Origin of the sequence: Limisalsivibrio acetivorans, from assembly GCF_000421105.1 — a bacterium.
GTDB classification, from domain to species: Bacteria; Chrysiogenota; Deferribacteres; order Deferribacterales; family Geovibrionaceae; genus Limisalsivibrio; species Limisalsivibrio acetivorans.
The window spans coordinates 2,128,774-2,155,502 of record NZ_ATWF01000001.1; the positions used below are offsets into that span (position 1 = coordinate 2,128,774).

Annotated in this window: 23 protein-coding genes; 9 read left to right on the forward strand and 14 right to left on the reverse strand. The window is 48.5% G+C overall.

Annotated elements, in window-relative coordinates; genetic code table 11:
- Positions 1–13: 13 nt before the first annotated feature.
- Positions 14–2,077 carry a glycine--tRNA ligase subunit beta gene (glyS, locus tag K300_RS0110095; protein ID WP_022851550.1) on the reverse strand — a complete coding sequence of 688 codons (2,064 nt, stop codon included), beginning with the start codon at positions 2,075–2,077 and terminating at the stop codon, positions 14–16.
- 352 nt (positions 2,078–2,429) lie between these two features.
- Here glyS and K300_RS0110100 point away from each other — a divergent pair, with 352 nt between their 5' ends.
- Entirely contained in the window at positions 2,430–2,882 is a 453-nt protein-coding gene (locus K300_RS0110100) for a MarR family winged helix-turn-helix transcriptional regulator (protein ID WP_022851551.1), read from the forward strand.
- 443 nt (positions 2,883–3,325) lie between these two features.
- Here K300_RS0110100 and K300_RS0110105 read toward each other — a convergent pair whose 3' ends face one another.
- From K300_RS0110105 to K300_RS0110150, 10 genes are all read right to left on the reverse strand, one after another.
- Positions 3,326–3,574 (reverse strand): hypothetical protein, encoded by a 249-nt coding sequence (locus tag K300_RS0110105; protein WP_162139881.1) that lies wholly within the window; start codon positions 3,572–3,574, stop codon positions 3,326–3,328.
- A 167-nt stretch (positions 3,575–3,741) separates the two neighbouring features.
- The gene (locus K300_RS0110110; protein WP_162139882.1) at positions 3,742–3,990 is read right to left on the reverse strand and encodes a hypothetical protein; all 249 of its coding nucleotides are present in this window, start codon (positions 3,988–3,990) and stop codon (positions 3,742–3,744) included.
- A 167-nt stretch (positions 3,991–4,157) separates the two neighbouring features.
- The gene (locus K300_RS0110115; RefSeq protein WP_162139883.1) at positions 4,158–4,406 is read right to left on the reverse strand and encodes a hypothetical protein; all 249 of its coding nucleotides are present in this window, start codon (positions 4,404–4,406) and stop codon (positions 4,158–4,160) included.
- A gap of 204 nt (positions 4,407–4,610) precedes the next feature.
- Complete coding sequence (locus tag K300_RS0110120) at positions 4,611–4,943, reverse strand: YraN family protein (RefSeq protein ID WP_022851555.1); 333 nt, start codon at positions 4,941–4,943, stop codon at positions 4,611–4,613.
- Positions 4,940–5,467, reverse strand: coding sequence for a ribonuclease HII (gene rnhB / locus K300_RS0110125; RefSeq protein ID WP_022851556.1), 528 nt, complete (start codon positions 5,465–5,467; stop codon positions 4,940–4,942). Before rnhB ends, K300_RS0110120 begins: the two co-directional genes overlap by 4 nt.
- Positions 5,468–5,481: 14 nt before the next feature.
- Positions 5,482–6,141: a hydrogenase nickel incorporation protein HypB gene (gene hypB / locus K300_RS0110130; RefSeq protein ID WP_022851557.1), complete on the reverse strand. Its 660-nt coding sequence runs from the start codon at positions 6,139–6,141 to the stop codon at positions 5,482–5,484.
- A gap of 9 nt (positions 6,142–6,150) precedes the next feature.
- The gene (gene hypA / locus K300_RS0110135; protein ID WP_022851558.1) at positions 6,151–6,492 is read right to left on the reverse strand and encodes a hydrogenase maturation nickel metallochaperone HypA; all 342 of its coding nucleotides are present in this window, start codon (positions 6,490–6,492) and stop codon (positions 6,151–6,153) included.
- Between the two features lie 32 nt (positions 6,493–6,524).
- Positions 6,525–7,394: a methionyl-tRNA formyltransferase gene (locus K300_RS0110140; protein ID WP_022851559.1), complete on the reverse strand. Its 870-nt coding sequence runs from the start codon at positions 7,392–7,394 to the stop codon at positions 6,525–6,527.
- The gene (locus K300_RS0110145; RefSeq protein ID WP_022851560.1) at positions 7,391–9,109 is read right to left on the reverse strand and encodes a DUF2207 domain-containing protein; all 1,719 of its coding nucleotides are present in this window, start codon (positions 9,107–9,109) and stop codon (positions 7,391–7,393) included. The genes K300_RS0110140 and K300_RS0110145 overlap by 4 nt, the downstream gene beginning before the upstream one ends.
- An 11-nt stretch (positions 9,110–9,120) precedes the next feature.
- Positions 9,121–9,669: a LemA family protein gene (locus tag K300_RS0110150; protein ID WP_022851561.1), complete on the reverse strand. Its 549-nt coding sequence runs from the start codon at positions 9,667–9,669 to the stop codon at positions 9,121–9,123.
- A gap of 427 nt (positions 9,670–10,096) precedes the next feature.
- On the opposite strand from K300_RS0110150, the gene K300_RS15340 reads away from it, so the two are divergent.
- Both K300_RS15340 and K300_RS0110160 read left to right on the forward strand, forming a co-directional pair.
- Entirely contained in the window at positions 10,097–12,109 is a 2,013-nt protein-coding gene (locus K300_RS15340; protein ID WP_022851562.1) for an FAD-dependent oxidoreductase, read from the forward strand.
- Between the two features lie 3 nt (positions 12,110–12,112).
- Positions 12,113–14,314, forward strand: coding sequence for an NADH-quinone oxidoreductase subunit G (locus tag K300_RS0110160; protein ID WP_022851563.1), 2,202 nt, complete (start codon positions 12,113–12,115; stop codon positions 14,312–14,314).
- A 466-nt stretch (positions 14,315–14,780) separates the two neighbouring features.
- Here K300_RS0110160 and K300_RS0110165 read toward each other — a convergent pair whose 3' ends face one another.
- Entirely contained in the window at positions 14,781–15,026 is a 246-nt protein-coding gene (locus K300_RS0110165; RefSeq protein ID WP_022851564.1) for a hypothetical protein, read from the reverse strand.
- A 57-nt stretch (positions 15,027–15,083) separates the two neighbouring features.
- Positions 15,084–15,482, reverse strand: a complete 399-nt coding sequence (locus K300_RS0110170) for a hypothetical protein (RefSeq protein ID WP_022851565.1) — start codon at positions 15,480–15,482, stop codon at positions 15,084–15,086.
- Between the two features lie 295 nt (positions 15,483–15,777).
- On the opposite strand from K300_RS0110170, the gene K300_RS0110175 reads away from it, so the two are divergent.
- The 4 genes from K300_RS0110175 (at position 15,778) to K300_RS0110190 (ending at position 22,666) form a co-directional block, all read left to right on the forward strand.
- Entirely contained in the window at positions 15,778–17,208 is a 1,431-nt protein-coding gene (locus K300_RS0110175) for an aldehyde dehydrogenase family protein (RefSeq protein WP_022851566.1), read from the forward strand.
- Between the two features lie 8 nt (positions 17,209–17,216).
- A complete protein-coding gene (locus K300_RS0110180) occupies positions 17,217–19,283 on the forward strand; it encodes a hypothetical protein (RefSeq protein ID WP_022851567.1) in 2,067 nt (688 codons plus the stop codon).
- A 147-nt stretch (positions 19,284–19,430) separates the two neighbouring features.
- Positions 19,431–20,231 (forward strand): 3-deoxy-8-phosphooctulonate synthase, encoded by an 801-nt coding sequence (gene kdsA, locus K300_RS0110185; RefSeq protein WP_022851568.1) that lies wholly within the window; start codon positions 19,431–19,433, stop codon positions 20,229–20,231.
- Between the two features lie 335 nt (positions 20,232–20,566).
- A complete protein-coding gene (locus K300_RS0110190; RefSeq protein ID WP_022851569.1) occupies positions 20,567–22,666 on the forward strand; it encodes a methyl-accepting chemotaxis protein in 2,100 nt (699 codons plus the stop codon).
- Between the two features lie 65 nt (positions 22,667–22,731).
- Here the strand turns inward: K300_RS0110190 and K300_RS0110195 are convergent, their stop codons facing one another.
- Positions 22,732–23,670 (reverse strand): radical SAM protein, encoded by a 939-nt coding sequence (locus K300_RS0110195; RefSeq protein WP_022851570.1) that lies wholly within the window; start codon positions 23,668–23,670, stop codon positions 22,732–22,734.
- A 250-nt stretch (positions 23,671–23,920) separates the two neighbouring features.
- Here K300_RS0110195 and K300_RS0110200 point away from each other — a divergent pair, with 250 nt between their 5' ends.
- Positions 23,921–25,015 (forward strand): hydrogenase small subunit, encoded by a 1,095-nt coding sequence (locus K300_RS0110200; protein ID WP_022851571.1) that lies wholly within the window; start codon positions 23,921–23,923, stop codon positions 25,013–25,015.
- Between the two features lie 11 nt (positions 25,016–25,026).
- Complete coding sequence (locus tag K300_RS0110205) at positions 25,027–26,727, forward strand: nickel-dependent hydrogenase large subunit (RefSeq protein ID WP_022851572.1); 1,701 nt, start codon at positions 25,027–25,029, stop codon at positions 26,725–26,727.
- Positions 26,728–26,729 lie beyond the last annotated feature (2 nt).

A 26,729-nucleotide genomic window follows, 5' to 3' on the forward strand; every position in this document is an offset into this window, starting at 1 on the left:
CCCCCAAAATTTATTAAGCCAGCCTTGAGAGATCGCCTGCAAGACCAAAAACATCCCTTAGTCCTGCTAGCATTCCGAGTCGGTTTTTCTTAACGGACTCATCCTCTGCCATAACCATAACGCCGTCGAAGAAGGCGTTTACGGGTTTGCTGAACCCAAGAAGCTCTCTCAAAGCCTCATCAAAGTCCTCTTGCTCTATCTTTGCCCTGATACTCTTCTCCTTCTCCTCGAAGGTATCGGCCAAAGCTTTCTCCTCATCCTGCTCAAAGAGATCCCTGCTGAACTTCGGCTCGACCTCTCCCGTTTTCTTCAGGATGTTATTAATTCTCTTATATCCTTGGGATATAACGGCAAACTCTTCAGTCCCCTTTATTTCTCCAAGGGCTTTTGCCGCCTTCTCTATGAGGATTATATCATCGAAATTCTCCTGAACAGCATCAAAAGCCTCTGCAGGAATACCCTCATTAAGAAGAAGCTGGCGGAGACGGAGAACGATAAACTCACGAACCTGTCCCTTTACCTCGATCTTATCAAAGCTTTGATCCTTTTCAAGGAGACCAAGGCTCATGTCAAGAAGACTGCTCAGCCTGAGCCTGTATCCGCCTGACCTGATGATCTGGATTATACCGATGGCGTTCCTGCGCAGTGCGTAGGGGTCGTTGTTTCCGCTGGGAATGAGACCTATGCAGAAGCAACCGCATATGGTGTCCAGCTTGTCGGCGAGGGAAACAAAGGCTCCTTCATTGTCGGCGGGCAGATCATCACCTGCAAACCTGGGAAGATAGTGCTCGTAGATAGCTCTGCAGACAGCCTCCGGCTCTTTCTGTAGTCCGGCATACTCTCTACCCATTATACCCTGAAGCTCGGGGAATTCATAAACCATCTCACTAAGGAGATCAGCCTTACAAAGATACGCAGCTCTGTCCGCATTCTCTTTAACATCTTTATCGAGTGTGTCGGTAAGGTAGCCTGTTATCTCACGGAAACGCTCCATCTTCTGGTAGGATGTGCCAAGTTTCTCCTGATACACAACCTTGCGCAGTTCCTCTGTCCTCTGCTCAAGGGGGACTTTTATGTCGTTCTCATAAAAGAACATTGCATCGCTGAGTCTGGCTCTTAGGACCCGCTCGTACCCTGTACGGATCAGGCTCATGTCCTCTGCTCCGGTGTTTGAAACACCCACAAAGCAGTTCATGAGTTTTCCGTTGTTGTCTTCAACGTAAAAATACTTTTGGTGGTTCTTCATGGAGGTTATGAGGACCTCCGGCGGGAGCTTGAGGAAGTCCTCATTAAAGTAGCCGAGAACAGCTACCGGGGTTTCCACAAGATTAACAACCGTATCCAGAAGCTCTTCATCGGTGATTACATTGAGTTCCCCCTGGGAGGATATTGCCTCAATCTGCTCTAAAACGGCTCTTTTACGCTCTGCTGTATCAACAATAACCTTCGCCCTTGCCATGGTTTCACGGTAAGAGTCGTAGTCCTTAATCTCGAACTGCTCAGGACACATGATCCTGTGGCCGTATGTGTATTTGTCTGCTTCGATACCGTCAATCTCGAAGGGGAGCAGCTCGCCGTCGAATATCGACAGAAACCAGTGCACCGGCCTTGCAAAGCGGAAATCGTTATCACCCCATCTCATGGACTTCTGGAAGGGTATGGCTTTTATTATTGACGGAACAAGCTCACGGAAAAGATCCCTAGTCGGAACACCGATATATTTCTTAACGCCGGCGAGGTATTCACCTTTGTCCGAGCTGACCTTTTTAAGATCGGCAGTTTCCAGACCTTTAGACTTGGCAAAGCCCAGTCCTGCCTTAGTAAGCCCTCCATCAGCATCAAAGGCGATGGACGCCGGTGGGCCCATTATGGTTTCCTCGGAGTCCTTCTGGCGTTCGGCCAGACCATCTACGTATACGTAAAGCCTTCTCGGCGTACCATCTACAGTAACACCGGAGTAGCTGACATTTGAGCTTTTAAGCTGTTTTTGGAATTCGTTTTTAAGAAAGTCGCAAGCCCTGCCGATAAATCCGGCAGGAATCTCTTCACTGCCTATCTCAAGAAGATAAAAAGACATCATTCACCCTTTTTAAAGTTAGTCCTAAAGTTATATATTCTAGGGGACCTCTTTTCAAGAGAAATTCCCTGAAACGGGCTTATTTCAAAGATTTCAGGATATTTTAATGGCATTTCCCGAATTGTTTTATCTCATGAGCCCCCAAAGGATATTATTTATTCTGCCAAACTTCACATATTAAATAGATGCAGATTCTTTTCAGAGTGTCTGGTTGAATTTCCTTTGATTTAAGAATAGGAAAAAGATGCGTATTTTATGTGTGTAATATTTACATCTAAAAATTTACACGCTTTATATTGACATTTCTGATGATTGGATTTATGAATTATCAAATTTAGATAGGATAATTAGGATGAGTGCATACACTTCAATACAGATTATAAGCGGGATCAGGAAGCTTTCCAGGTTCCTTGACAAATACTCAAAGTATCTGAACAACAAGTATCAAATAACCCTCCCCCAGCTTCTCTGCCTCCATGAGATTCAGAAGGAGGACGGCATTAACCTCACAGAGCTCACGAAGCGGATCAACATAAATAACAGTGCCATTACAGGTATTGTGGACCGCCTTGAGGCAAAGGGGTATGTTCAGCGTGCTAAAACGGGTAAGGATCGCAGAACGATCAATATCCTGCTCACCGAAGCGGGCAGGGAGTTTACAAACCGCTCCTTTGCCATCCTCGAAGAGGACAGTTTCTACGACGACGGAAAGATCAATGACGAGGACGCAGTTAGCCTGATGGAGAGCCTGAATACGATAATCGGTTCCCTCGATCCAGAGGTAAAGAAAATCGACCTTGTGTAGGTTGGGTGTCGACCTTTCTAAAATTATTTTTTGGAATTTACCATCCATATAATCTGGGAAATTCATCATCCTGAGAATTTCCCTGGTCTGATTTTATCTATGGAATTTACCATTCATGGAAATTCCATTGTTGTTCGGGCAAGGATACCTTGCCCTCTCGCACTTCCGGCTACATAAATTGAATACAATTCAATTTAGTTTCGCCTGCAGAGCTCCCATCCATGGGAGCCTTTTATATATATCAACCTTAAATGTTTGATTAGCAAAAGCTTTCATGGATGAAAGTGCGCTTGCGTAATTGAGAAGGAAGCCCTTTTCTTTGAATGTCAGAATAATTCCATGGACGGTAAATTATTCAAATAGATAAAAGATTTTTTGAGGGTTTGTTAAGGGGTGGTGTGTTCCTGAAAATTTACCTTAGTCTTTAATTATATGTATGGAATTTACCATCCATGGAAATTCCATTGTTGTTCGGGCAAGGAGACCTTGCCCTCTCGCACTTCCGGCTTCGATATATCTGGGAAATTCATCATCCTGAGAATTTCCCTGCCGCTACTCTCGGCAAAGCCTTCGCTCCGCTTACTTCCGTTACAGAATATGAAGCATAGCTCCATATTCTTCACTTCAGGGCTTCCATCCATGGAAGCCTGTTGAGTAGCAACCTCAAACGTGTAATTAGCATAAGCTTTCATGGATGAAAGTGCGCTTGCGTAATTGAGAAGGAAGCCCTTTTCTTTGAATGTCAGAATAATTCCATGGACGGTAAATTATTCAAATAGATAAAAGATTTTTTGAGGGGTTGTTAAGGGGTGGTGTGTTCCTGAAAATTTACCTTAGTCTTTAATTATATGTATGGAATTTACCATCCATGGAAATTCCATTGTTGTTCGGGCAAGGAGACCTTGCCCTCTCGCACTTCCGGCTTCGATATATCTGGGAAATTCATCATCCTGAGAATTTCCCTGCCGCTACTCTCGGCAAAGCCTTCGCTCCGCTTACTTCCGCTACAGAATATGAAGCATAGCTCCATATTCTTCACTTCAGGGCTTCCATCCATGGAAGCCTGTTGAGTAGCAACCTCAAACGTGTAATTAGCATAAGCTTTCATGGATGAAAGTGCGCTTGCGTAATTGAGAAGGAAGCCCTTTTCTTTGAATGTCAGAATAATTCCATGGACGGTAAATTATTCAAATAGATAAAAGATTTTTTGAGGGGTTGTTAAGGGGTGGTGTGTTCCTGAAAATTTACCTTAGTCTTTAATTATATGTATGGAATTTACCATCCATGGAAATTCCGTTGTTGTTCGGGCAAGGAGACCTTGCCCTCTCGCACTTCCGGCTTCGATATATCTGGGAAATTCATCATCCTGAGAATTTCCCTGCCGCTACTCTCGGCAAAGCCTTCGCTCCGCTTACTTCCGTTACAGAATATGAAGCATAGCTCCATATTCTTCACTTCAGGGCTTCCATCCATGGAAGCCTGTTGAGTAGCAACCTCAAACGTGTAATTAGCATAAGCTTTCATGGATGAAAGTGCGCTTGCGTAATTGAGAAGGAAGCCTTTTTCTTCGAATGTAAGAATAATTCCATGGATGGGAAATGATTCAGATAGATTAAGATGGGTTTTTGAGGGGTGCGGGGAACTTTGTTCCCTAAAAAGTTCCCTGCGATCTTAGTTCTACTAATCTATGGAATTTTCCATCCATGGAAGACTGTTAGTTATCGGCATTTAGAATGCGTTTTCGATATGTGTTATTTCATCTTTATCGATGGATATGACATCGAACCGGCAGGGTATTTCCTGTTCTTGTTTAACGATATAGAGTTCCGCAGTTTTTCGCAGTCTGCGCATTTTTTCATGGGTAATAGCATCGAGTCCTGTCCCGTATGAGTTATCTGTTCTTGTTTTAACTTCGACGAAGGCGGTTACACCGTCCTTTTCTGCGATGATGTCTATCTCACCGAAGCGTGACCGGAAATTGCGCTCGCATATCGTATACCCCTTCTTTTTTAGGTATTTAACGGCTTTTGCCTCGCCTTTTTGTCCTCTTAGGATCTTCATTTCAGGAAGCTCATCCGGTGCAGGGGGGTCGGACCGTATTTTGCGATTGCCTCCATATGGATCTTTGCGCCGTATCCTTTGTTGGAGTACCAGCCGTATTCGGGGTAGTGGATATGCATTCTTTTCATGAGGCGGTCACGGTAGACCTTGGCGAGGATTGATGCGGCGGCGACGCATGGGTGGCTGTCCTCCGCCTTGAAGGGGTGTTCCATAGGAACATCTATATTGCGGAGTTTGACCGCATCGATGATAACTCTGTCGAAGGGTATAGCCAGTCTTGAAAGGGCTTTGTGCATCGCCTGCTTTGTGGCTCGCAGGATATTCACCTGGTCGATGAGACCGGAGCAGACGGAGCCGTATGCGTAGGCGGCAGAATTTTCCATAATGAGCCTGGCCATCGACTCCCGCCGTTTTTCGGTCAGCTTCTTTGAATCGATAAGTCTTTCATGGGAGAAGCCCTCTTTGAGTATGACCGCACAGGCCACAACCGGCCCTGCAAGGCATCCCCTGCCGACTTCATCCATTCCGGCGGTAGCTATTATACGCCTCTTTTCTCGTTTACCTTTGTTTCGATCCAGTCAGCGATCTCTGTGAGTCCTTCCCCTGTTTTGCAGGATGCCTCGAAGATATCAAGCCCCGGGTTAACCCCTATGGCGTACTCACGGCATTTCGCCACATCGAAATCCACATGGGGGAGGAGGTCTATCTTATTGATGATGAATGCTGATGATACATGAAACATGGAGGGATACTTAGCAGGCTTGTCCTCACCCTCGGTTACGCTCAGTACACACACCTTCATATCCTCGCCAAGTTCAAATGCGGAGGGGCATACGAGGTTGCCAACGTTCTCTATAACAAGGAGATCGATGTGTCCTTCAAATGATGTCATCGCCTTTTGGATATCGTTTGCATCGAGATGGCAGGCACGACCTGTGTTCACCTGAACAGCCTCAACTCCGGCGGCTCTTATCCGCTCTGCATCGTTCTCTGTCTGAAGATCGCCCTCGATAACCGCAATGCGGAACTTATCGTTAAGCCTTGCAAGCACATCTGCAAGGATGCTTGTTTTTCCGCTTCCTGGGGAGGATACGAAGTTGAGCACGAGCGTTTTATCTTTGTCGAATCCCTCTTTCAGGGCAGCTGCGAGGGTTTCGTTCTTTGAAAGTATCTTCTTCTTAACATCTACTTTTGGCATAACATACTCCTAATCGATCTCTATTTCGGTGATGGCGAGCTCTTCACCTGTGAGAAGTTCAACTGCATAGGATGCGCAATGGGGGCAATGAAGCATTATCGCCTCGAATTCCGAAACCTTGCCGCAATCCTTGCATTTACCCGTGATACCGACATCCTCAATGATCATCTCAGCATCTTCTGCCATCGTTTCCTCTTTAAGGGCATCGAAGGCGAAGAGGAGCGCATCATTTTCCACAGCCTGGAGCCGACCTATCCGTACGAAAACCTTTGTTATCTTCCCGGCATTGTTGGCTCTGGCTGTATCAAAAACTATTTCCATCAAACTCTGGGCTATACTGGCTTCATGCATGGGAGGTAGGATAATACCGGGGTGTTATTACGTCAACTGAATTCAAGCTCGTCGGGGCGGATGGAAAGACCGTCGCATTCCACCTCCTCCAACATTATTGCACCGGAGCCGCAGGCTATCTCGATCCCCGCACTGTCTCTTGAGAGAACGGTTCCCGGCTCGCCGTATTCACCCTGCCATTTCTCTGTGGAGGCCTTCCATACGGTGTATTCCTTGCATCCTGAGCGGAAATATGCTCCGAAGAAGGGTCGGGAGAAGGCTCTTATATGATTGTAGAGGCTGAATGCGTCACGATTGAAGTCGATAACTGCCTCTTTCTTCCGCTTCCTTGCCAGGTAGAATGCCTTTGTTTCATCCTGTGGTTCTGGGGTGAACTGCTCCAGCCCGTTGTCCGCAAGGTCGAGGATAAAGCTTGCGGCGCACTCGGCGTATTTCTCTAAAAAGTCGATGGGGTAATCCTTGAAATCTATACTGATATTTTCCCTGCGGAGTATGTCGCCGCCGTCTATCTTCTCCCCTGCTTTATAGAAGCTCGCTCCCGAGCGGACAACACCCCTTGCGAACTGCTCTGTAATTGCGCTGTAGCCCCTGTACATAGGCAGGAGTGAGGGGTGAGAATATATGATATAACCGGGGAAATCATGGAAAAAGTCCTTTGTCCAGTCGATACATACGGCAACGGTGTCAGCATCCGCCTTGATCCTCCCCTCCTCTTCGGAATAGCGGTTACGGCTTATCTGGATGAGCGGGAATTTCATGGCGAAGGGTGAGAAGTCCCTGGAGAGTGCAGTCCGTCTGGCACCGGGTGTATATGTAACAGTATCCGGATAAAAGCTGTATGAGTCGAGCTTCTCAAGGAGCAGCTCGCCAGTGATGTTGGATGTGAACAGGAGTAGTCTCACCAGCTGCCGCCCCCTCCGCCGCCGAAGCCGCCGCCTGAGAAACCGCCTCCACCGGAAAAGCCGCTGGAGCCGCTGCCTGCACTGGTCTGGGCAGGCTGGGAGGCCATGGTTGAGCCCATGCTGGATACGCCTCTGCTGAGGGAGTCTGCGAGGTAAACCGCTGAAAAGGTTGAGCCGTGGCGCATGGTATACCAGTCCGGCGGTTCCTTGAGGAGACCGTCAAACTTTTTGGCCCACTTATCCGCCATGCCAAACGCTACGGCATAGGGGAGTGTTGTATTGAAATACTCAGGGTACTTGTCCATGAGCCTTTTTATCCGCGGCTTTTCGGCTCTTTCAAGAAACTCCTTAAAGCCGAGAAGGTAGCGGTATTTTATATTTCCGTCTGCTGTTTTCTTGGGCATTATCTTCCCGAAAAGTATCCCTGCAATGAGCATAACTGCACCGGAAACGATCCATTTGAACTCGCCGGTGGTTATCGCTGTGAAGGCTGAAAGGATGAAGGCTGCAAAGCCGAGGAATATTATCCCCTTTCCTGCGAGCCTGGTGAATGGTGCGTAGAATTCATTCATACGGATATACCTGTTCAGCTCCTCTTTTGCATCCTGCATCGTGGTGTAGTAGTTGTTTTTAAGCTCACTCAGGACTCTGTGTTTCATGCTGCCGGGGAACATTCCTCTAAACAGGATCTTCTCGAACTCCGGTGCCGTGTCCGGTATATCATTCTTTCGTGAAAAGAGAAAGTCGCTCTTTCCGAGTATGGAGTTATAGTCCTCACGCTCCTCAATGGTTATGTACCCCTCTGTTCCCCACTTGAAGAAGACGGATACGAGATCACGGTTGTCCAGCTTATCGTCAATAAGCAGACCCGCCTCGGCGGGACTCATGCCTTCGGGAGGTTTATAGCGAACAACGGTGGAGAGAGCGGTATCCCTTCCCATGAACCACCAGATGGAGAAAAGTATAAGAATAAAGAGCAGCGGTATCACCATAAACTTATTATTCGCCAGAAACAGCCTTGTTCTCAGCCATGTGTTGCCCTTGTCCAAAACGTGCTTTGGGAGCATAACCCCTATGGTCAAGGCTTCGTTTGGGCTTAGTCTCCTTGTGGTGTGCCCTTTTATGAGGGTATCTTCTATTGTATACTCAGCATTTGTGCCCACAGAGCCTACCCTGCCTGTGTACACAAAGGTTTCGTCCCGGTTGATGAAGGTTCCTTCGGGGAATTTTACGGTGAATTCAGCTCTGTTTATTGTGGTCTGCCAGTGCGGGCCTATGAGATTCCAGTATACCTCAAGGGTTGTGTCGAAGAAGTTGACTGCGCCGAATACCTTGTACGATATCTCGTAGTTCTCAACTCCGCTTACAAAAACACCCGGCGTACCTATGCGGATCCGGTAGTTACCGTTCTCTTTTGTTATCTTCTGTTCGTGCCCCCTTACGGAAATGTCGTCCACCAGGGTGATGTACTTGCCTCCGAAGGTGTTGGGTCTTTCGGCGCTACCCTTCTTTTTACCCTGTATGTATGCATAGGGGATGTCGCGGTAGATCCCCTGCCTCGGCTGGGTGAAGCGGACCCTGAGCTTTTCAGTCACGTGGATAACCGAGTTCTTTTTAACCTCAAGGGCTATATCATAGTGTTCTATGACAAAATATTCGGCATGGGCGATGGAGGAAAAGAGTAATACGATCAGAGCTGTAATCAGCCTTTTCATCGTTCTGCTCCCTAGAATTTCACCTGTACGTTCTCACGTTGAGTATCCTCTATTTCGAAGTACTCCAGCTTTGTGAAGCTGAACATGTTTGCGATTATTACGGATGGGAACGTATCTGTGAGAGTGTTGAAGTCACGCACTACTGCGTTGTAATACCGCCTGGCGAGCTGGATGCTGTCCTCGGTCTCCTGCAGAGTTCTCTGGAGCTCGAGGAAGTTTGTATTCGCCTTAAGCTCCGGGTAGTTCTCGGATAATGCGAAGAGCGACTTCAGCGCTCCAGTAAGCATATTCTCTGCCTCGGCCTGCCTTTCAACACCCTGAGCATTCATCGCCTCCGCCCGTGCCCTTGTGACCTCTTCGAAGGTATCCTTTTCATGGGAAGCGTATCCTTTAACGGTCTCCACAATGTTCGGGATAAGATCGTATCTCCGCTTAAGCTGAACATCGATATCGCTCCAAGCGGCCTCACTCTGGTTACGGAGTGAAACGAATTTATTGTAATAGAATATAAAAAGAGCAACCAGCAGAACAACGATTACCAGAAATATAAGCCCAGCCATCTTCCAGCCTCCGGTTTTGATTTGTAATATATAATAGTACAGCAACGGGTGAGGAGCGAGGCAATTTTTAGCAAAAATTAATGTTAAATAAACAACGATAAAAACACGCCGGATGGAGGTACTAGTTCTCAATAGTCAGCGCATATAAGTGGTTTGAGGATGTAGTTAATTTAATGTATATTTTCATTGCATTAATTACTCAAACATAGCATCATTGCATGAACTCAGAAAATGGAGATGTAAATATCTTGTAGCTCATGTTTTAAAAGTGGGAAAACGGACGTGCTCTCCGTTTCCAAAGGGGATGCTGAACTGGTTCAGAACACCCTTTCAAATTTCAATAAAGTTATAGACAGGATATTATAATTGTGTTATACGCAATTGTATACAGTATACGATTGCGTGAGTTAATACCGTGGAGTGTGTGATGTCGCAAGTTTGCTACGGATTTTGGAAAGACAAGGTAATTGACAACAGGGGCAAACCGAAGGAAGAGTGGAGCGAATCCCCTTTTAAGACTTCGGAGAAGTACGGCGACAAGCCTTTGAAAGCCCTCGTTGACTGGGACGGATTCCTGGTTTTCGATGAAAAGACGGACATTCTGGCTATTTTGGCTAAATATATGTTCGAGATAAGCAGCGATGGATGCTGCGGAAGGTGCTTCCCCGGACGGGTCGGAACAAGGTTGCTTGCCGAGCAGCTTATGAAGATACGTTCCGGTGCCGTTGAGGAGAAGGATCTGGACAAGGCCTATGAAATGGCTGAATCCATTAACCTTTCCGCAAAATGTACCGTTGCACCCACAGCGGCTATACCCGTTATGGGCTTTCTCAAAAACTTCCGGGATCAGGTTGAGAAGGATGTTGTCCCCTTTGAGTATGACTACCATACCCATGTTACAGCACCCTGCACTGCCGGATGCCCCGCTAATGTGCCCATCCCTGAATTTATCGAAGAGATAAAGGACCATCGCTACCTTGACGCAATCGCCACCATACGCCGCACCATGCCCCTAGCGGGTGTATGCGGACGTGTCTGTCCCCACCCCTGCGAAGATAACTGCCGCAGAGGGCTTGTGGATGAGGACCCTGTAAGCATCATGGTTCTCAAGCGTGCACCATGGGATTACGAATACTATCAGGATAAAGCCCCCAAACTCCCCGAAAAGGCGGAGCCGAAGGATAAGAAGGTCGGCATTGTCGGCGCAGGGCCTGCAGGGCTTACAGCAGCATACTACCTCACCCTTATGGGCTATGAGTGTAAGATATACGAATGGATGCAGGAACCCGGAGGCATGGTTGCCCTCGGTATCCCTGACTACCGTGAACCTAGACACCTTCTCCGCCGTGAGGTTGATATTATACAGTCCCTCGGCGTTGAGATAGAATACGGGCGCAAGCTCGGTGATGATGTCTCCCTTGAATACCTTAAGAAAACCTACGACGCAGTCCTCGTTACCATAGGCGCATGGAAAAGCCGTGATATGGGTATCGAAGGCGAGAAAGAGGGCTACGAGGGCGTTCTTGCCAGCGGTATCCTTTTCCTCCGCCAGCAGGCGATGGGGATGGAAACCAACATGGAAGGCAAGAAGGTCGTTGTTGTCGGAGGTGGTAACACCGCCATCGACTGTGTTCGTGTGGCTCTGCGGGAAGGTGCAACGGATGTTAACCTTATCTACCGCCGCTCACGTAAAGAGATGCCCGCTGAGGACTACGAGATTGCCGATGCCATTGAAGAGGGCATCAACTTCCACTTCCTCTGCAACCCCACTAAGGTTCTGACAGAGAACAACAAGGTTGTGGGTGTTGAGGCTGTGCGCATGGAGCTTGGCGAGCCGGACGAATCAGGACGAAGAAGACCCCAGCCCGTTGAGGGCTCCGAATTTATAATCGACTGTGACATTGTTATCCCCGCCATCGGTCAGTTCTCAGACCTCACCTTCCTCAAAGAGGAGGACGGTATCGAGGTTACAAAGTGGAACACCTTCAAGGTTGTGGATGATCTCTACGTCTCAAGCGATCCGCAGATATTCTCCGCAGGGGACTGCGAATGGGGACCGATGACCGTTGTTAAGGCCATTGGCGCCGCACGCTGGTCCGCAATAATGATCGATCGCTACCTGCAGGAGGGCAAGCCCTACCTCACAGAACAGGAAACACTCCAGCTTGACCTCCAGAAGAACAACGTCTTCGATAAGAACGAGGACGTTAAAGGGCAGGAATGCCCAACTATTCCCAGGGTGCATCAGCATAAGCTCACCGGCGAAGAGAGAAGGGATAACTACGAAGAGGTCGAAAAGCCCTATACCGATAAGCAGGCCTATGACGAAGCCACAAGGTGCCTCCGCTGTGTAAGAATGGCGATGGTTGCCCTTGAGAATGTGCGTGAACCGAAGGATGGCGATGGTGCCACCAAAAACGAAGACAGTGTAGAGGTGTAACCGATGGCTGAAATCATCATAAACGGAAAGGAATGCACCTTTGAGAAAGGGGAGACCGTTCTGGATGTTGCTGAAAGAAACGGAATCCATATCCCCACCCTCTGCTACCTTAAAGAGGTTACACCCATCGGAGCATGCCGTCTTTGCCTTGTGCAGGTGGACGGAGCGGAGAGGCTTCAATCAGCCTGTACCCTCTATGCTCTTGATGGAATGAAGATAGAGACCGATAACGAGTATATCTGGAAGCACAGGAAACAGATGCTCGATTTCATACTTATCAAGCACCCCCTAGACTGCCCCATCTGCGACAAGGCTGGGGAGTGTATGCTCCAGGATACTGCCTACGAGTTCGGTATGATGGAGGAGACCATCTCCTCTGAGAAGCCGAACGAACCCAAGGCATACTGGAACAAGATTGTATACAACTCAAACCTCTGCGTCCTTTGCGAAAGGTGCATGAAATCCTGCCGTGAGATGACAGGATGCGCCGCTCTCGATATGGAGGACAGAGGGTTCAATAACCATGTTGTACCCTCCAAGGGTGAAACCCTCGACTGCGATTTCTGCGGAACCTGTATCGACCGCTGCCCAGTAGGGGCTCTGCTCGACAATCAGTTCCACCACAGCGCAAGGGTGTGGGATCTCAACGAGACAAGTACAGCCTCACCATTCTCCGCTTCGGAGGGGGATGTGGTTTACGGTGTGCGTGACGGCAAGATCGAAAGGGGCCGTTCCGTTGAGGATTCTCAGATATCATCCCAGGGCAGGTTCGCCTATAGCTATATCTACAACAAAACCAGGGTTTCAGCACCTCTGCTCAAGTCCGGTGATGAGTTCTCTGCAAAAAGCTGGGAAGAGATAGAGGAATGCCTCAAGGATAAAAACGCTGGTGAAAAGACAGCCCTCGTCATGGGCTCACGCCTCACAAACGAAGCGATGGCCGCCTATACTGAACTCATGAAGAAACTCGGTTCTGACAAGATAATCACCGAGGCGGACTTCAACAAAGCGGTCTACATGAAGAAGTACAAGGAGAAGTTCGCCACATACAGCAACATCGGCACTTTAGAGGATCTCAAAGGCTCCGAGCTTACCTTTGTAATCGGCTCCGATCTCCGCAGGGAGGCGATAGGCCTTAAGTGGAAGGTGATGAACGCTGTGGTGCACAACGAATGCAAGCTCGTTACCGTTGGTCTTAGAAAGTATGAGTACGATGTTTTCACCGATAAGTCCCTCATGGCGGATCAGGGTAATTTTGCCCGTGTCCTTGAGGAGATAAAGAAAGGTGAGGGTAAGAAATACGAAGAGATCAGGGAGTATATCGCCGGCGCATCTAAGATATCCTTCATAGTCGGGAGTGAGTATACCCAGGCCGAGGATCAGCTCGAGGCTGTTTTTGCCTTCGCAGATTTCGTCGGTAAGGACAAGCTCCATTGCTTCTTTAATGCAAACGATAAAACCAATACAGACGCACTCTACAGAATGGGTCTCTTCGGCGGTGGTTACACACCCGCCAAGCTTGCTGAGGATATCGAGTCCAAAAAGGCTGAGACAGTTATCCTTGCAGGATTCAACAATACTTATTCCGATGAATCGGCAGACAGGCTGGAGGATGCCCTCAAGCATGCAGAGAACGTTATCGCAGTTGACCTCTTCAAGGATGGTTCGTCATCAGCTGCCAGCGTGATACTCCCCGCCAAAGCTGCCCTTGAAACTGAGGGTACATTCACCAAGATAGACGGACGTGTTGCAAAGGTGAACAAGGTCACCGAATCTGTCGGCGAGGAAAAGGCAGATGTAGAGATTGCCTCCATAATCGCCAAGGCATTCGGCGTTGAGCTCCCTTGCACCGCAGAGGATGCTTTCAATAGCCTTGTATCCGGTAAAAACGGATACCCCGCAGTTTCTTATAACGAGGTAGACGGTTGCCTCTACGCAGAAACAGCCAGCAGCTATAACGAAACACCCTACACCTTCGATGAGAAACCAAGAAAAGCTAAGGAAATAAGGGTTAAGCCGAAGTACCACAGCGGCACTATTACCGTTAAGGCAAACTTCGATTATGAGGATGAACAGGTATCCAGGGAGTTTCACTTCAAACCGGAGAAGGATGTTATTGCAAGTGCCAACTCGTCTTTCAGCGGAAAATTCACCGAAAGCGAGGATGTTGCGAAGGGCATTGCGCTGATACCCGAGAAATACTAGTAGATTAAGTTCTTATAAATAGTAGGGCCCGCACAGTGTGCGGGCTTTTTTTAATATAATCTGGGAAATTCATCATCCTGAGAATTTCCCTGGCTGATTTAATTTATGGAATTTACCATCCATGGAAATTCCATTGTTGTTCGAGCAAGGAGACCTTGCCCTCTCGTACTTCCGGCTACGTGAATTGAGCAGAGCCCAATTCAGCTACGCCTTCAGAGCCAACATCCAGGTTGGCTTTATTCGCCTCAACCTTAAATGCTTGATTAGCATAAGCTTTCATGGATGAAAGCGTACTACACATCAATCATTATATTTATCTTCAAAATGGGTTTTTGAGGGGTGCGGGGAACTTTGTTCCCTAAAAAGTTCCCTGCGATCTTTTGATTTACAAATCTATGGAATTTATCATCCATGGAAATTCCATCGCCGCTACGCTTGGCAAAGCCTTCGCTCCGCTTACTTCCGGCTACGTCAGACCAGCAAAGCTGTTCTTCCTTTCGCCTTCAGAGCCAACATCCAGGTTGGCTTTATTCGCCTCAACCTTAAATGCTTGATTAGCATGAGCTTTCATGGATGAAAGCTCGCTTGCGTAAGTGAGAAGGAAGTCTCTTTCTTCGAACGGCAGAATAATATCCATGGATGGAAAATTATTCATATAGATATAGCGGGGTGGTTTGTTCCTAAAACCACCCATTAAGTCTTTTCTATACATAATCACATTCGAAATTATTCAGAGAGAATTAGATTTTGTGCTAGGGCACGCTATTCATTAATGCGTATGCAGTCCCCCGAGGATACTTTGGAGTTCATTAAATGTAAGTATGCCTTTCTCCGCAACAGGGAGGTTACCGTCTGTATCGAAGATGAAGTAGGCGGGGGCGTCAAGTTTGGTTCTGTTGAGGAATTTCTGCTCTTCCTCTTTTTTGAAGACCATGTAGGCAGTTCTCTCGCCGTATTTCTCCACAGTGGCGCTCTTTTCCTCGATGGCTTTCTGGTATTCGGATTGGTTGGATGTGTATTGGGCTATGCCGATACCGCCGGATTGCCTGGCCATTGCTTTAAGCACATTAATAGGTTCCTGGCTTTTCTTGAAATCGGGTATAACAGAGATTCCCATCAGTACAGCTACTACTATTACAAAAATCGGGATAAATATCTTTTTGTTCATACATGCCTCCGCACAACTATAAGAATAAATTAAAACATTAGTATCCGCTTGTAGTGAATATAGCTTCGATATTCTGCCTGCACAATGGAAAATCATACTGTAATGCTATGTTATGAGCGCATGTTAGAGTTTGATTGAACAAAAACAAGGTAAAATATACATAGGTAATGAGTATTGCACATAACTCTACCTGTCCCATACGAAGTTTTGGGGCTGATAATACGGTGAATATTGCTATTCAAACGGCATTTTGATAACCTAGGTTTAAAATAAAAACCGGTGGAGGTTTAGATATATGGATGCTAAGAAGCTCTTTATAGGCGGAGAATGGTTAGATACAGGGGACTATCTCGATGTTGCGAGCCCCTTTGACGGAAAGCCGGCGGGCAGGGTTTCCAAGGCTGATGCAGAGACGACCCAAAGGGCGATCAAGTGTGCCTTTGATGCCAAAGGTATCATGAAATCACTCACTGCCAAGCAGAGAGGTGACATACTGGACAGGCTTGGTTCACTCATAGAGCGTGATAAGGAAGAGATTGCAGGCATCATTACAGCTGAGGCTGGCAAAGGTATCATGTTTTCCCGCGGAGAGGCGGGGCGCACTGCTGAAAACTTTCATTTCGCCGCCGATGAGGCAAGAAGACTTGGCGGGGAGCTTATCCCCTTTGATGCTTCGGGGTCAGGTTCCGGTAGATTCGGCTACTATAAGCGCTACCCTATCGGTGTTGTTGGAGCGATAACTCCTTTTAACTTCCCTCTGAACCTTGTGGCGCATAAGGTCGGTCCAGCGATAGCTGCAGGATGCCCCATAGTTCTTAAGCCAGCTTCCAGCACACCTCTTACAGCAGTGAAGCTGGTGGAGCTCATGCTCGAGGCCGGTATGCCGAAGGAGGGTATAAACCTTGTGGTCGGTTCCGGCTCCGTTGTGGGTAACGCAATGGTGGAATCTGAACTGATAAATATGCTTACCTTCACAGGTTCTCCCGAGGTAGGTCTGGACATAAAGTCGAAGGCTGGGATCAAGAAAGTCACCTTGGAGCTTGGCTCTAATTCAGCCGCTGTTATCCACGGGGATGCTGATATAAAGTACGCCGTGCCAAAATGTGTTACGGGTGGTTTCGCAAACTCCGGGCAGGTCTGCATAAGTATACAGCGTATATACATTCACGAGAGCAGGTACGATGAGTTCCGTGACATGTTCGTTGATAGTGTTAAGGCGAGCGGTTTTGGTGATCCTGCCGATGAGAAAACGCTTGTGGGACCGATGATAGATGACGGCGAAGCGAAGCGTGTTGAGGGGTGGATAAAGGAGGCTGTGGAGCAGGGTGCAACACTGCTTACCGGTGGTGGCAGAAAAGGGGCTATGCTTGAGCCCACTGTTCTTGAAGGCACCACGGAGAAGATGAAGGTTGTTTCCGATGAAGCTTTTGCGCCCCTTGTGTGCATAATGAAATACAAGACCCTGGAAGAGGTTGTGGAGCGAGTGAACGATTCCCAGTTCGGCCTGCAGGCTGGTTTCTTCACCAACGACATAAAGAACGCATTCTACGCCATTGACAACATAGACGTAGGCGGTGTTATGATAAACGATATGCCCACCTTCCGGGTGGACCAGATGCCCTATGGCGGTGTGAAGCTCTCCGGTACAGGAAGAGAGGGCCCCAAGTTTGCCGTGGAGGAGATGACAGAGATTAAGACTGTCATGATAAATCTAAACGAGGCCTGATAATAAGAATGCTCAAAAGAATAATTGTGATGCTTGCGGCCGCACTGCTTCTTAACGGTGCGGCCTTTGCTGTTAAGATTGATGATATTTCCCGCTCCTTCTTCCCCGATGTGAAGAGGCTGAACGGAGGCGAGGAACTGTGGCTTAATACCGGCATAACCCAGAAGGATTTCCGAACCGGAGTGAAATACTCCACCCACTATTCCCACTATTCTCCAAGGGCTGAGACGCTCATGGATATACGCCGTAAGAAGACCTTCGATGTATATGCCGATGTGTACGCCTTTAACAATTTCGTTAAGGCGCACAACCTCTATAAGGAGCTGACCTCTAAACTGGATAACAAGAAGACCCAGGAGATCTCCTTCGGCGACCGGGGCGTGTTTACCTATGTTCCAAAATCAAGCTACATAAACGATGCGGATTTCACCATTGTATTCATGAACAAGATCTTTGTAGCGGAAATAAAGGCGGATGACGGCTTTGCACTGATGGATGTTGCCGCCCATGTGAACATGAATATGCAGAACTTTATCCTTGCAAATCTGAAGATGTTTCTGGTGAAGAACCTTACTTTGGCAGTCTCTGCGGATGGCTACGAGGAGATTATCCACAATTTCACTTTCACCGATGACAGTCCGGCGGAGGTAACGGTCTCCGGACAGGTTTTTGGTGAGGGTACTGAACCTGTGGCCGGAACGGAGATAACTATCCTGGAAACAGGGGATTCCGTGCTTACGGATATTGCAGGCAAATACAGCTACACCGTTGAGATCGAAGGCGGAGAGAAAAATCTCAGCTTTTCAAAGAATTTTTATATGGAAAAACTCCCCGGCGTGGAGTCCGCTGCACCGGTATTTAGCGGTGGAGTTTTTGATACCCGTACATCCTATTCTAAGGACAACAAGACCATCGATGCTGTCTGGAGGCTGGACCGTTACGGTGATAATCTTTTCGGCGAGGCTCTCATAGATATCTCAGGCAAGAAACGCAAGTATCCACTGAACGGAAAGGTGGAAAAGGGGCAGGTTAATATATCTCTCGACTGTCAAAGACCCGGCTCATCATTCAAATGCGAACAGACCTTTGAGGGCTTTCTGACCGATGAGTTTGTCAGTGGGACATGGCACGGAACCGGCGGCGGGGGAACATGGCGCATGGAGCTGGATTCCTACGGAACCGAGACGGAGTACGTGTACCTTGATGAGGCGGTCTCTTCCATAGAGCGTGTCGGCCTCAGCGCAGAGGAATACAACCTTCGGCCGGGTATGCCCTATGTTGCGGCATCCGATGAGGTGCGAAACGGCTTCTTTGTAAGGCTCAACAGGGATAAGCTGGGGCTCGGCGGCATGTTTGTTAAGGGAGCCTCCCTTGTTCTCTCCCATCTTCCGAACAGGCAGTCCGGCATGATGAGGATATACAGCTACGACAGCATGAAGAGCCCTGCAGAGAAGGGGTATGCCCCGGGAACGATGACATACATAACACAGCTTTTCGAGAAGGATGAGCCATACAGCGTTGAAGTGGATATGACCAACTACATCCATACCCCCGGCATGGAGGGTGTTCTCATTGCGCCATTACTGCAGGGAGATGGAACGGGGTATCACCTTTTCGGCGGTTATTCTGTGAGGCCCGAGGCGTACAGGCCCAAGCTCAAGATAGAGAGATATGTCCAAGCAGGAGGCGCCAGCCCCATAGAGCTCTTTCTGCAGAGTGGTATGGGTAAGGACGTTGTCAGCGAGAGAAATGTCATACGCAGCGATGGAAGGGCGGATATAACCATAGAGGCTGTTATAAGAAGGCCCGGCGAACGGCTTGAGAGTGTGGAGATAATCTCCGGCGGTGAACTGAAAAAGGTATGGAACACCGACCCGCTTGACATTTACCCTGCTATCGGCTTAATTAGAGGGAAGGAGCTGCTTAATAAAGCGGATGGAAGTATAGCTTGGCTCATTGAGAAGCCGGAGGAACGCCTTAGCCTTCATATCAGCTCAGATCCCGGCAAAGGAGCAAGATTCCGCATAAAGATAGGCGGTGAATGGTATGAGGGTGATATAAAAAGGAAGGAATAGTATGGAAGAATACATTGGACTGGTTGTCTTTATCGTATTCGTAATCCTCGTCTCCCGTATTAAGCCGGGTGCTGGCTGAGGCCCTAACAGCACAAGCTGCAGTATCGAGGATCGATACAAAAAAGATAAGAAAAAAAAGAAATAGATATGAATGAATTATACAGAAAGCTTACTCAGGCTCCCTTCGTTATAGCGGGACCCTGTGTTTTAGAGGATGCGGATACCGCCATGCGTATCTGCGCAGATATGAAAGAAGCGTGCGAAAAGGCTGGCTTTAGCTATGTTTTCAAAGCCAGCTTCGACAAGGCCAACCGTACATCTCTGTCATCATACAGAGGCCCCGGCATGGAAGAGGGGCTTAGGATGCTGGAAGAGATAGGCCGTGTGCAGGGTGTGCCCCTGCTTACAGATATCCACGAGCCAAGCCAGGCCGGACCCGCAGGCGAAGTTGCGGATATACTTCAGATACCTGCATTTCTTTGCAGGCAGACGGATCTGCTAACCTCTGCCGCAAAAACAGACAGGATAATCAACATAAAGAAGGCGCAGTTTCTCTCCGGCGGCGATATGGTTCACCCCCTCACAAAGGTACGGGAGTCTGGTAACCATAAGGTAATGCTCACCGAAAGAGGAACGATGTTCGGCTATAACAACCTCGTCGTGGATTACAGGAACGTCATTGATATGATGGAGATGGATGTGCCTGTCATTATGGACGCTACCCACTCCGTACAGCGACCAGGCGGGCTTGGCGGAAAGAGCGGGGGCGACGGCAGGCTTGCACCAAGGATGGCTTACGCAGCTGCGGCGGTGGGTGTAAAAGCGTTCTTTATCGAGACCCACCCGGACCCCGATTCTGCAAAATCGGACGGACCGAATATGATCCCCCTTGGCGACATGCCGGATTTCCTTAAAAAACTTATGCAGTTCATCGCTGTAACAAAATAGAACACCTATATTTTTAAATTACGATAAATGTAGTTTTATTTGCGTGAACTCTTAACCTTGAATATCACTTTAGCCAATATGCATGGGTCTGATAATAGTTGGCACATTCAACTGTATTATGTTTGTCAGTCATTTCCGCTATCGATATAAGCCTTGCCTGTAAAGCCTTGGGAGCTTGTCCCGTTTCATTGTCTTAACCGAGGGAACAAACAACGTACCCGTAAAACATGACAAAATTATCACAAAAAAATAATATTGAATTTTAATTTCTGGTAACTATTGTAACACCTCATGCAATAGTTGACAAAATATACCCAATTTTTTTGGAGGCTTTAATGAAGCTGAACTCAATTAAGTTCAAACTTTTTCTTATGTCCGTGTTTCCCTTGATTGTGCTCACTTTGTGCCTGGACGTTTTTGTGGGCATGCATATGAAGAACAAGGGTGAGGAAGATATCCATAGATTTGAGGCCGAAGAGATCCAGACCACAAAGGATGGTATCAGGAACAGCACCGATATCGCTTTTCATGCCGTTGAAAGCCTGTATGAAGAGAGCAGGCCGGAAAATGTGGGTAAGGTTCTTAAGAGGCAGGCGGAGACCTTCCACCAATATATGCTTAAATATCACAGGAATCTTACTGAGGGTAACGCCTATATCTCTGAGTTTGAGGCTGCATCGGCATTGAAGAAGCTTGTAAAGGCGTATAGGTACAATAATGGAGTTGGCTACTACTGGATTAATGATTTCGATAACAAAATGGTTATGCACCCCATCAAGCCCTCCCTGGATGGGGAGACTTTTGTGAATTCCGAAAAGGTTCCCTTTGTTGAGCTTGCCACAGAGGCTCTTAAGGGCGGGAAGAAAGAGGCCTATATAACCTATGAGTTTTTGAATCCCAAGTCCGGTGAATACGAGAAGAAGATCTCCTATGTATTTGTGTTTGAACCCTTCAACTGGATAGTCGGTACAGGAGACTACATAAGCAACATTAACGGCAAACTTCAGGAGCAGGCGAAGGACATACTCTCCGGTCTACGTTATGGCGACGACGGCAGGTTCTTCATTGTTGATTATTCAGGTGTTCCTATCCTTTATCCTGAAAACGAAAGTTTCGAAGGGAAGGATATGAGATCCCACAGAGCCGAGGACGGAACAATGCTCTTCCAGCAGATCCTGGATACGGCAAAGTCCGGACGTGGGGCTATAAAGTATACACCGGATACGGACCGCCCGCACCTTCACAGGGTAGTCCATGTGAAGGGTATGGATGAATGGGGATGGGCCGTGGGAACGTATACAGTATTCGACATGCAGAAGCTAAAGGCGGAGGAAGCCGCTCTCATGAAGGATGTGTGGAAGACGATTACCACCGTAAGTATTCTTTCCCTGGTGCTTATTATAGCCATTGGACTATTCAGCCAGTTTATGGCGGCTAGGATGGCGAAGAATATCATCATGGTAAATGAGCTGCTTCGAGAGATGTCCGAGGGTGAAGGTGATCTCACAAAGGAGATGCCGGTAAGCGGAAGCGATGAGATAGGCATGCTGTGCAGTCATTTCAATACATTCATAGCGAAGCTAAGGGACATTATCGAGAATGTGAAGCAGTCCGCCGAATCGGTCGCCTCGGGGAGTACCGAGCTTGCCAGTACGACTGAACAGCTCTCCTCAACCTTCAATGAGCAGGCGGGGCAGATATCCGAAGTTGCAACGGCCACCGAGGAGATGAGTACAACCTCCACTGAGATCGTTACTTCGCTGGAGGACGTGAACGAGAAGACATCCTCCGCAAAGGAATCAACGGATGCGGGTGTTGAGAACCTGCAGAGAATTATCAATGAGATGAATCTGATAAACGAAAGCGTAAACACACTGGGAGAAACGGTAAACAGCCTTTCCGGCTCATCGGAGGATATCGGCAATATCCTTAATGTGATCGATGATATTGCTGAGCAGACAAACCTCCTTGCCCTTAATGCGGCTATTGAAGCGGCAAGGGCTGGTGAACACGGCAGAGGCTTTGCTGTGGTTGCCGATGAGGTGCGAAAGCTGGCGGAGAGAACCCAGCGTGCCACTGGTGAAATCTCCGAGATTATCAACGGGCTCCGTGCGGAGACAAAGACAGCCACCCAGAATATGGAGAGTGCTAGGGAGCGTGTGGATAACGGTATGAAGGCGATTAATACCACAGAGCGCTCCTTCGGGGAGATTGTGGAATCCGTCACCATGATACACGATTCGAATGCCGCGGTGGGGACTGCAATAACCCAGCAGGCTCAGGCGGTTAATGAGATAAATGATAGCGCACAGTTTATATCATCCGGCGTGGAGCAGAGCTCGGCAGCTGTTAAGGAGGTAACCGCTACTGTGGGAGATCTTCAGAAGCAGGCCGACGAGCTGCGTTACCTAGTGGGAAGATTTAAGACTATGTAACTCTGGGTTCTTGCTCTGATAGAGGGTGTTTCTTTTTTTGAGAAGGGGGCTTATGCCCCCTTTTTTTATTTGCCGAAATAAAACCTTTCTTCCTTGAAGATGCTTTCTTCCACAAGGTCTTTATGTAGCAGACCGTTAACACAGCTCTCAGCAACGCTTTCCTCTATGCCGAAAACGGACGCTATATCACCGGTAGTGCATGGACGCATACGTAACAGGTTCATGATCTTCTCCGAGGGGCTGTCTGAAACGGAGCCACCAAGGCGTCTTATGAAGTTACCCACAGGCTCTATACGTATCCCCTGTTCCTTGAACATGAGCATAGCCTCTACGAGCTCCTTTTCGCCGAGTCCCTCGGTTTCGGAGTATGATGGAGGGCGGAATACGGTATTTAGCTGGACCATATCGTAGCGGCAACGGCTGATAACAGATGCAATCCGCTTGAGCTCATCCTCCGAATCGTTCACTCCCTTAACCAGAAGAACCTCCAGAAGTATTCTGCCGCTGAAGCTGTTTGTGAATGCTATGAGGGCTTCGTTAATCTCATGAATATCGAGATCCGGGTGGGGTCTGTTCACTCTTTCGAAAACATCCTGTGATGCTGCATCTATACTCGGCACGATAATGTCGAAGTTTTTAAGATCACTCCTTACATCGCAACGGGTTATGAGTGTGCTGTTTGTGAGTATGGCTAAGGGATGATCGGATACAGATTTTATCTTTGAGGCGAGAGTGCCCAGATCCGAGTTCATTGTGGGTTCGCCGGAGCCTGTTATGGTGACTACATCGAGATGTTCCTTGAGAGCGGGGTATTCCGATGCAAATTCGTCTATGACCCCTTCGGGGGGGTAAAAGCTTTCCCGCTCAATCCCCAGCCTGTTTGTGCGTCCCACCTCGCAGTATACGCAGTCGAGTGTGCATGTTTTTGAGGGCACGATGTCGATCCCCAGTGAACTTCCCAGGCGCCTCGACGGCACAGGCCCAAAAATGTGTTTTAGATTCATAGACAAAGCCCCCTTCAGATAGGAATCTATACCCCATGGAATAAAAAAACAAGTGTTATACAAATAGTTTAATGAATAGGTGTAAAATGAACTAATGCTCTGTACGAATCCTATAATATTAGTAGTTTCAGCACCTTACGTATACAGTTATTTTTGAGAATAGTTTCAAATTGCTTGATCAACACTGATAATACATGGTAATCTTAAATATAAAAATACGGTTTTATATTTGCTCACGGAGGTATGAGTCATGGGACTGCGTGAAAAACTAGATTTATACGGTATCAGCAGGAGAGATTTCCTAAAGTTTTGTTCGGCAGTCAGTGCCACGCTGGCTCTTCCTCCTGCGATGGCTCCCAAGGTGGCCGAGGCCCTTGAAAGCGATAACAGGCCCCCCGTAATATGGCTTGAGTTTCAAAGCTGTTCGGGTGATTCCGAATCCCTTCTGCGTTCCGGCCGCCCGGAGGTTGGCGAACTTGTCCTTGATATAATCTCCCTCGATTATGCCGAGGTGCTTATGGCGGCAGCCGGGCATCAGGCGGAAGAGGCGAAGAATAAATCCATGGAGGAGAACAAGGGTAAGTATATCCTTGTTGTTGAAGGCGCCATACCGCAGGATGAGGACGGTGTGTACTGCTGTATTGCGGGCGATTCCGCCCTTAACCATCTTGAAAAAGCAGCCGAAGGGGCTGCTATGATTATCGCCGTTGGAAACTGCGCATGTTACGGCGGTATCCCTGCGGGTTATCCCAACCCCACAGGTGCGGTTGGCGTTGCGGACCTTGTGAAGGGCGTTCCTGTGGTAAACGTGCCCGGATGTCCCATGAACTGCGACAACCTCACAGGGCTTATCGTACATTATCTCCTCTTCGGCAAACTCCCCGCACTCGATGCAAACCTCCGCCCCCATTTTGCCTTTGGAAAGCGCATCCACGACAACTGTGAAAGAAGAGCGCATTTCGATGCCGGCCAGTTTGTAGAGCAGTGGGGTGACGAGGGGCACAGGGATGGATGGTGCCTCTATAAGATGGGATGTAAAGGTCCCCAGTCGTGGCATAACTGCCCCACCCTCCGCTGGAACGACGGCCTCAGCTGGCCTGTTATGGCGGGGCACGGATGTGTGGGCTGTTCAGAGCCCGGTTTCCTTGACACCATGGCTCCCTTCTATGGAAGACTCCCCAACGTACCCGGTTTCGGTGTTGAATCCACAGCCACCAGCGTCGGCCTCAAGATTATGGGTGCAGCCGCTGTTATCTTCGGTGCTCACGGTATCGTAAGTATTATCCGCAACAGGGGTACTGTGAAGAAGGTCGAAGAAGGGCTTTATGAAAGTGAAGATAAATAAGAGGTGCATAGATGGCTGAAAGGATAGTTGTTGACCCCATTACCAGAATCGAGGGGCACTTGAGAATTGAGGCCAAGGTGGAAGACGGCAAGATTGTCGATGCCTGGTCGAGTAGTACAATGTTCAGAGGGATCGAGAAGATCCTTCAGGGAAGGGACCCCAGGGATGCCTGGTACATAACCCAGCGCTTCTGCGGTGTCTGTACCACGGTTCACGCCATCGCCTCCATCCGTTCGGTGGAGAACGCCGTCGGCATGAAGGTTCCCTACAATGCAGAGATGATACGTAACCTGATCATGGGAATGCAGTATGTTCAGGACCACGTGATACACTTCTATCACCTCCACGCCCTTGACTGGGTGGATATCGTCTCCGCACTCTCCGCAGACCCCAAGAAGACAGCCCAGCTCCAGCAGTCCGTTTCCGACTGGAAATACTCCAGCGAAGACTACTTTAAATCCGTTAAGGACAAGCTCACAGCTTTTGCAAAAACAGGAAGGCTCGGACCCTTCGGAAACGCATACTGGGGGCACTCAGCATACAAGCTCCCCCCCGAAGCAAACCTTATGGCAGCAGCACACTATCTTCAGGCACTTGAGGTACAGAAGGAGATCATCAAGGTTCATGCCGTTCTCGGCTCCAAGAACCCCCATCCCCAGACCTTCCTTGTGGGCGGGATGTCGATCCCCTGCGATCCCAACAGCCAGAACGCAATAAACGCTGATAAGATCGCAATGATCCAGCAGTACATCCAGACCGCAAAGGAATTTGTGGAGAAGGTCTATATCCCCGATATCATCGCCGTTGCACCCTTCTATCTCGACTGGGGTGGGATCGGTGCATGCAACGGAAACTATCTCTCCTATGGTGAGTTCCCCGAAGGCAGAGACGGCTTCCCGAATAACCTCTGGCTCCCCGCTGGTATCATCAAAGGTGGAGATCTCAGCAAGGTTCACCCCGTTGATCAGGAGAAGATCACAGAGGATGTTGTCCACTCATGGTTTGAGGATACAGGACCAAGACATCCCTATAAAGGGGAGACCGACAAGAAGTATACCGGTCCCAAGCCCCCCTATGAGTACCTTGATGTTGAGGATAAATACTCCTTCGTTAAGTCGCCCCGCTACGACGGCGAGGCTATGGAGGTTGGTCCCCTTTCAAGGATGCTTGTGGCTTATGCTTCAGGGCACAAAGAGGTTGTGGATACGGTTAACTATGTACTCAACACCCTCAATGTCGGCCCCGAGGCGCTCTTCTCAACCCTCGGACGTACGGCAGCAAGGGCGATTGAAACACTGCTCACCGTTAACAAGCTCGATGGCTGGCTTATGGACCTTGCCAACAACATCAATTCCGGTGATTACGCCATACAGGACACATCGAAATGGAGTCCCGATGACTGGCCGAAGACCGCACAGGGATACGGCTGGCACGAAGCCCCCAGAGGTGCCCTTGGCCACTGGATCGTCATTGAGGATAAGGCTATTAAGAACTATCAGGCCGTTGTTCCCTCAACGTGGAATGCAGGCCCCAGAGACGCCGACGGGAAGTCAGGCCCCTACGAGCTCAGTCTCATAGGAACACCTGTGGCGGATCCGGAGCAACCCCTTGAGATACTCAGGACGATACACTCCTTTGACCCGTGTCTTGCATGCGCTGTGCATGTGTATGACGAGAAGGATAAGCTCCGCTCAAAGGTTAAGGTACTTTAAAA

What these genes read in the sequence shown, in the direction of transcription:
- K300_RS0110100 (WP_022851551.1), top strand. Translation starts at nt 2,430, where the DNA reads ATGAGTGCATACACTTCAATACAGATTATAAGCGGGATCAGGAAGCTT.
- K300_RS0110195 (WP_022851570.1), bottom strand. Translation starts at nt 23,670, where the DNA reads ATGAATCTAAAACACATTTTTGGGCCTGTGCCGTCGAGGCGCCTGGGA.
- K300_RS0110175 (WP_022851566.1), top strand. Translation starts at nt 15,778, where the DNA reads ATGGATGCTAAGAAGCTCTTTATAGGCGGAGAATGGTTAGATACAGGG.
- K300_RS0110160 (WP_022851563.1), top strand. Translation starts at nt 12,113, where the DNA reads ATGGCTGAAATCATCATAAACGGAAAGGAATGCACCTTTGAGAAAGGG.
- rnhB (WP_022851556.1), bottom strand. Translation starts at nt 5,467, where the DNA reads ATGGATGAAGTCGGCAGGGGATGCCTTGCAGGGCCGGTTGTGGCCTGT.
- K300_RS0110120 (WP_022851555.1), bottom strand. Translation starts at nt 4,943, where the DNA reads ATGAAGATCCTAAGAGGACAAAAAGGCGAGGCAAAAGCCGTTAAATAC.
- K300_RS0110180 (WP_022851567.1), top strand. Translation starts at nt 17,217, where the DNA reads ATGCTCAAAAGAATAATTGTGATGCTTGCGGCCGCACTGCTTCTTAAC.
- K300_RS0110115 (WP_162139883.1), bottom strand. Translation starts at nt 4,406, where the DNA reads ATGAAAGCTTATGCTAATTACACGTTTGAGGTTGCTACTCAACAGGCT.
- K300_RS15340 (WP_022851562.1), top strand. Translation starts at nt 10,097, where the DNA reads ATGTCGCAAGTTTGCTACGGATTTTGGAAAGACAAGGTAATTGACAAC.
- hypB (WP_022851557.1), bottom strand. Translation starts at nt 6,141, where the DNA reads ATGCCAAAAGTAGATGTTAAGAAGAAGATACTTTCAAAGAACGAAACC.
- K300_RS0110150 (WP_022851561.1), bottom strand. Translation starts at nt 9,669, where the DNA reads ATGGCTGGGCTTATATTTCTGGTAATCGTTGTTCTGCTGGTTGCTCTT.
- hypA (WP_022851558.1), bottom strand. Translation starts at nt 6,492, where the DNA reads ATGCATGAAGCCAGTATAGCCCAGAGTTTGATGGAAATAGTTTTTGAT.
- K300_RS0110165 (WP_022851564.1), bottom strand. Translation starts at nt 15,026, where the DNA reads ATGTATAGAAAAGACTTAATGGGTGGTTTTAGGAACAAACCACCCCGC.
- K300_RS0110145 (WP_022851560.1), bottom strand. Translation starts at nt 9,109, where the DNA reads ATGAAAAGGCTGATTACAGCTCTGATCGTATTACTCTTTTCCTCCATC.
- K300_RS0110110 (WP_162139882.1), bottom strand. Translation starts at nt 3,990, where the DNA reads ATGAAAGCTTATGCTAATTACACGTTTGAGGTTGCTACTCAACAGGCT.
- kdsA (WP_022851568.1), top strand. Translation starts at nt 19,431, where the DNA reads ATGAATGAATTATACAGAAAGCTTACTCAGGCTCCCTTCGTTATAGCG.
- K300_RS0110105 (WP_162139881.1), bottom strand. Translation starts at nt 3,574, where the DNA reads ATGAAAGCTTATGCTAATTACACGTTTGAGGTTGCTACTCAACAGGCT.
- K300_RS0110170 (WP_022851565.1), bottom strand. Translation starts at nt 15,482, where the DNA reads ATGAACAAAAAGATATTTATCCCGATTTTTGTAATAGTAGTAGCTGTA.
- K300_RS0110205 (WP_022851572.1), top strand. Translation starts at nt 25,027, where the DNA reads ATGGCTGAAAGGATAGTTGTTGACCCCATTACCAGAATCGAGGGGCAC.
- K300_RS0110190 (WP_022851569.1), top strand. Translation starts at nt 20,567, where the DNA reads ATGAAGCTGAACTCAATTAAGTTCAAACTTTTTCTTATGTCCGTGTTT.
- K300_RS0110200 (WP_022851571.1), top strand. Translation starts at nt 23,921, where the DNA reads ATGGGACTGCGTGAAAAACTAGATTTATACGGTATCAGCAGGAGAGAT.
- glyS (WP_022851550.1), bottom strand. Translation starts at nt 2,077, where the DNA reads ATGTCTTTTTATCTTCTTGAGATAGGCAGTGAAGAGATTCCTGCCGGA.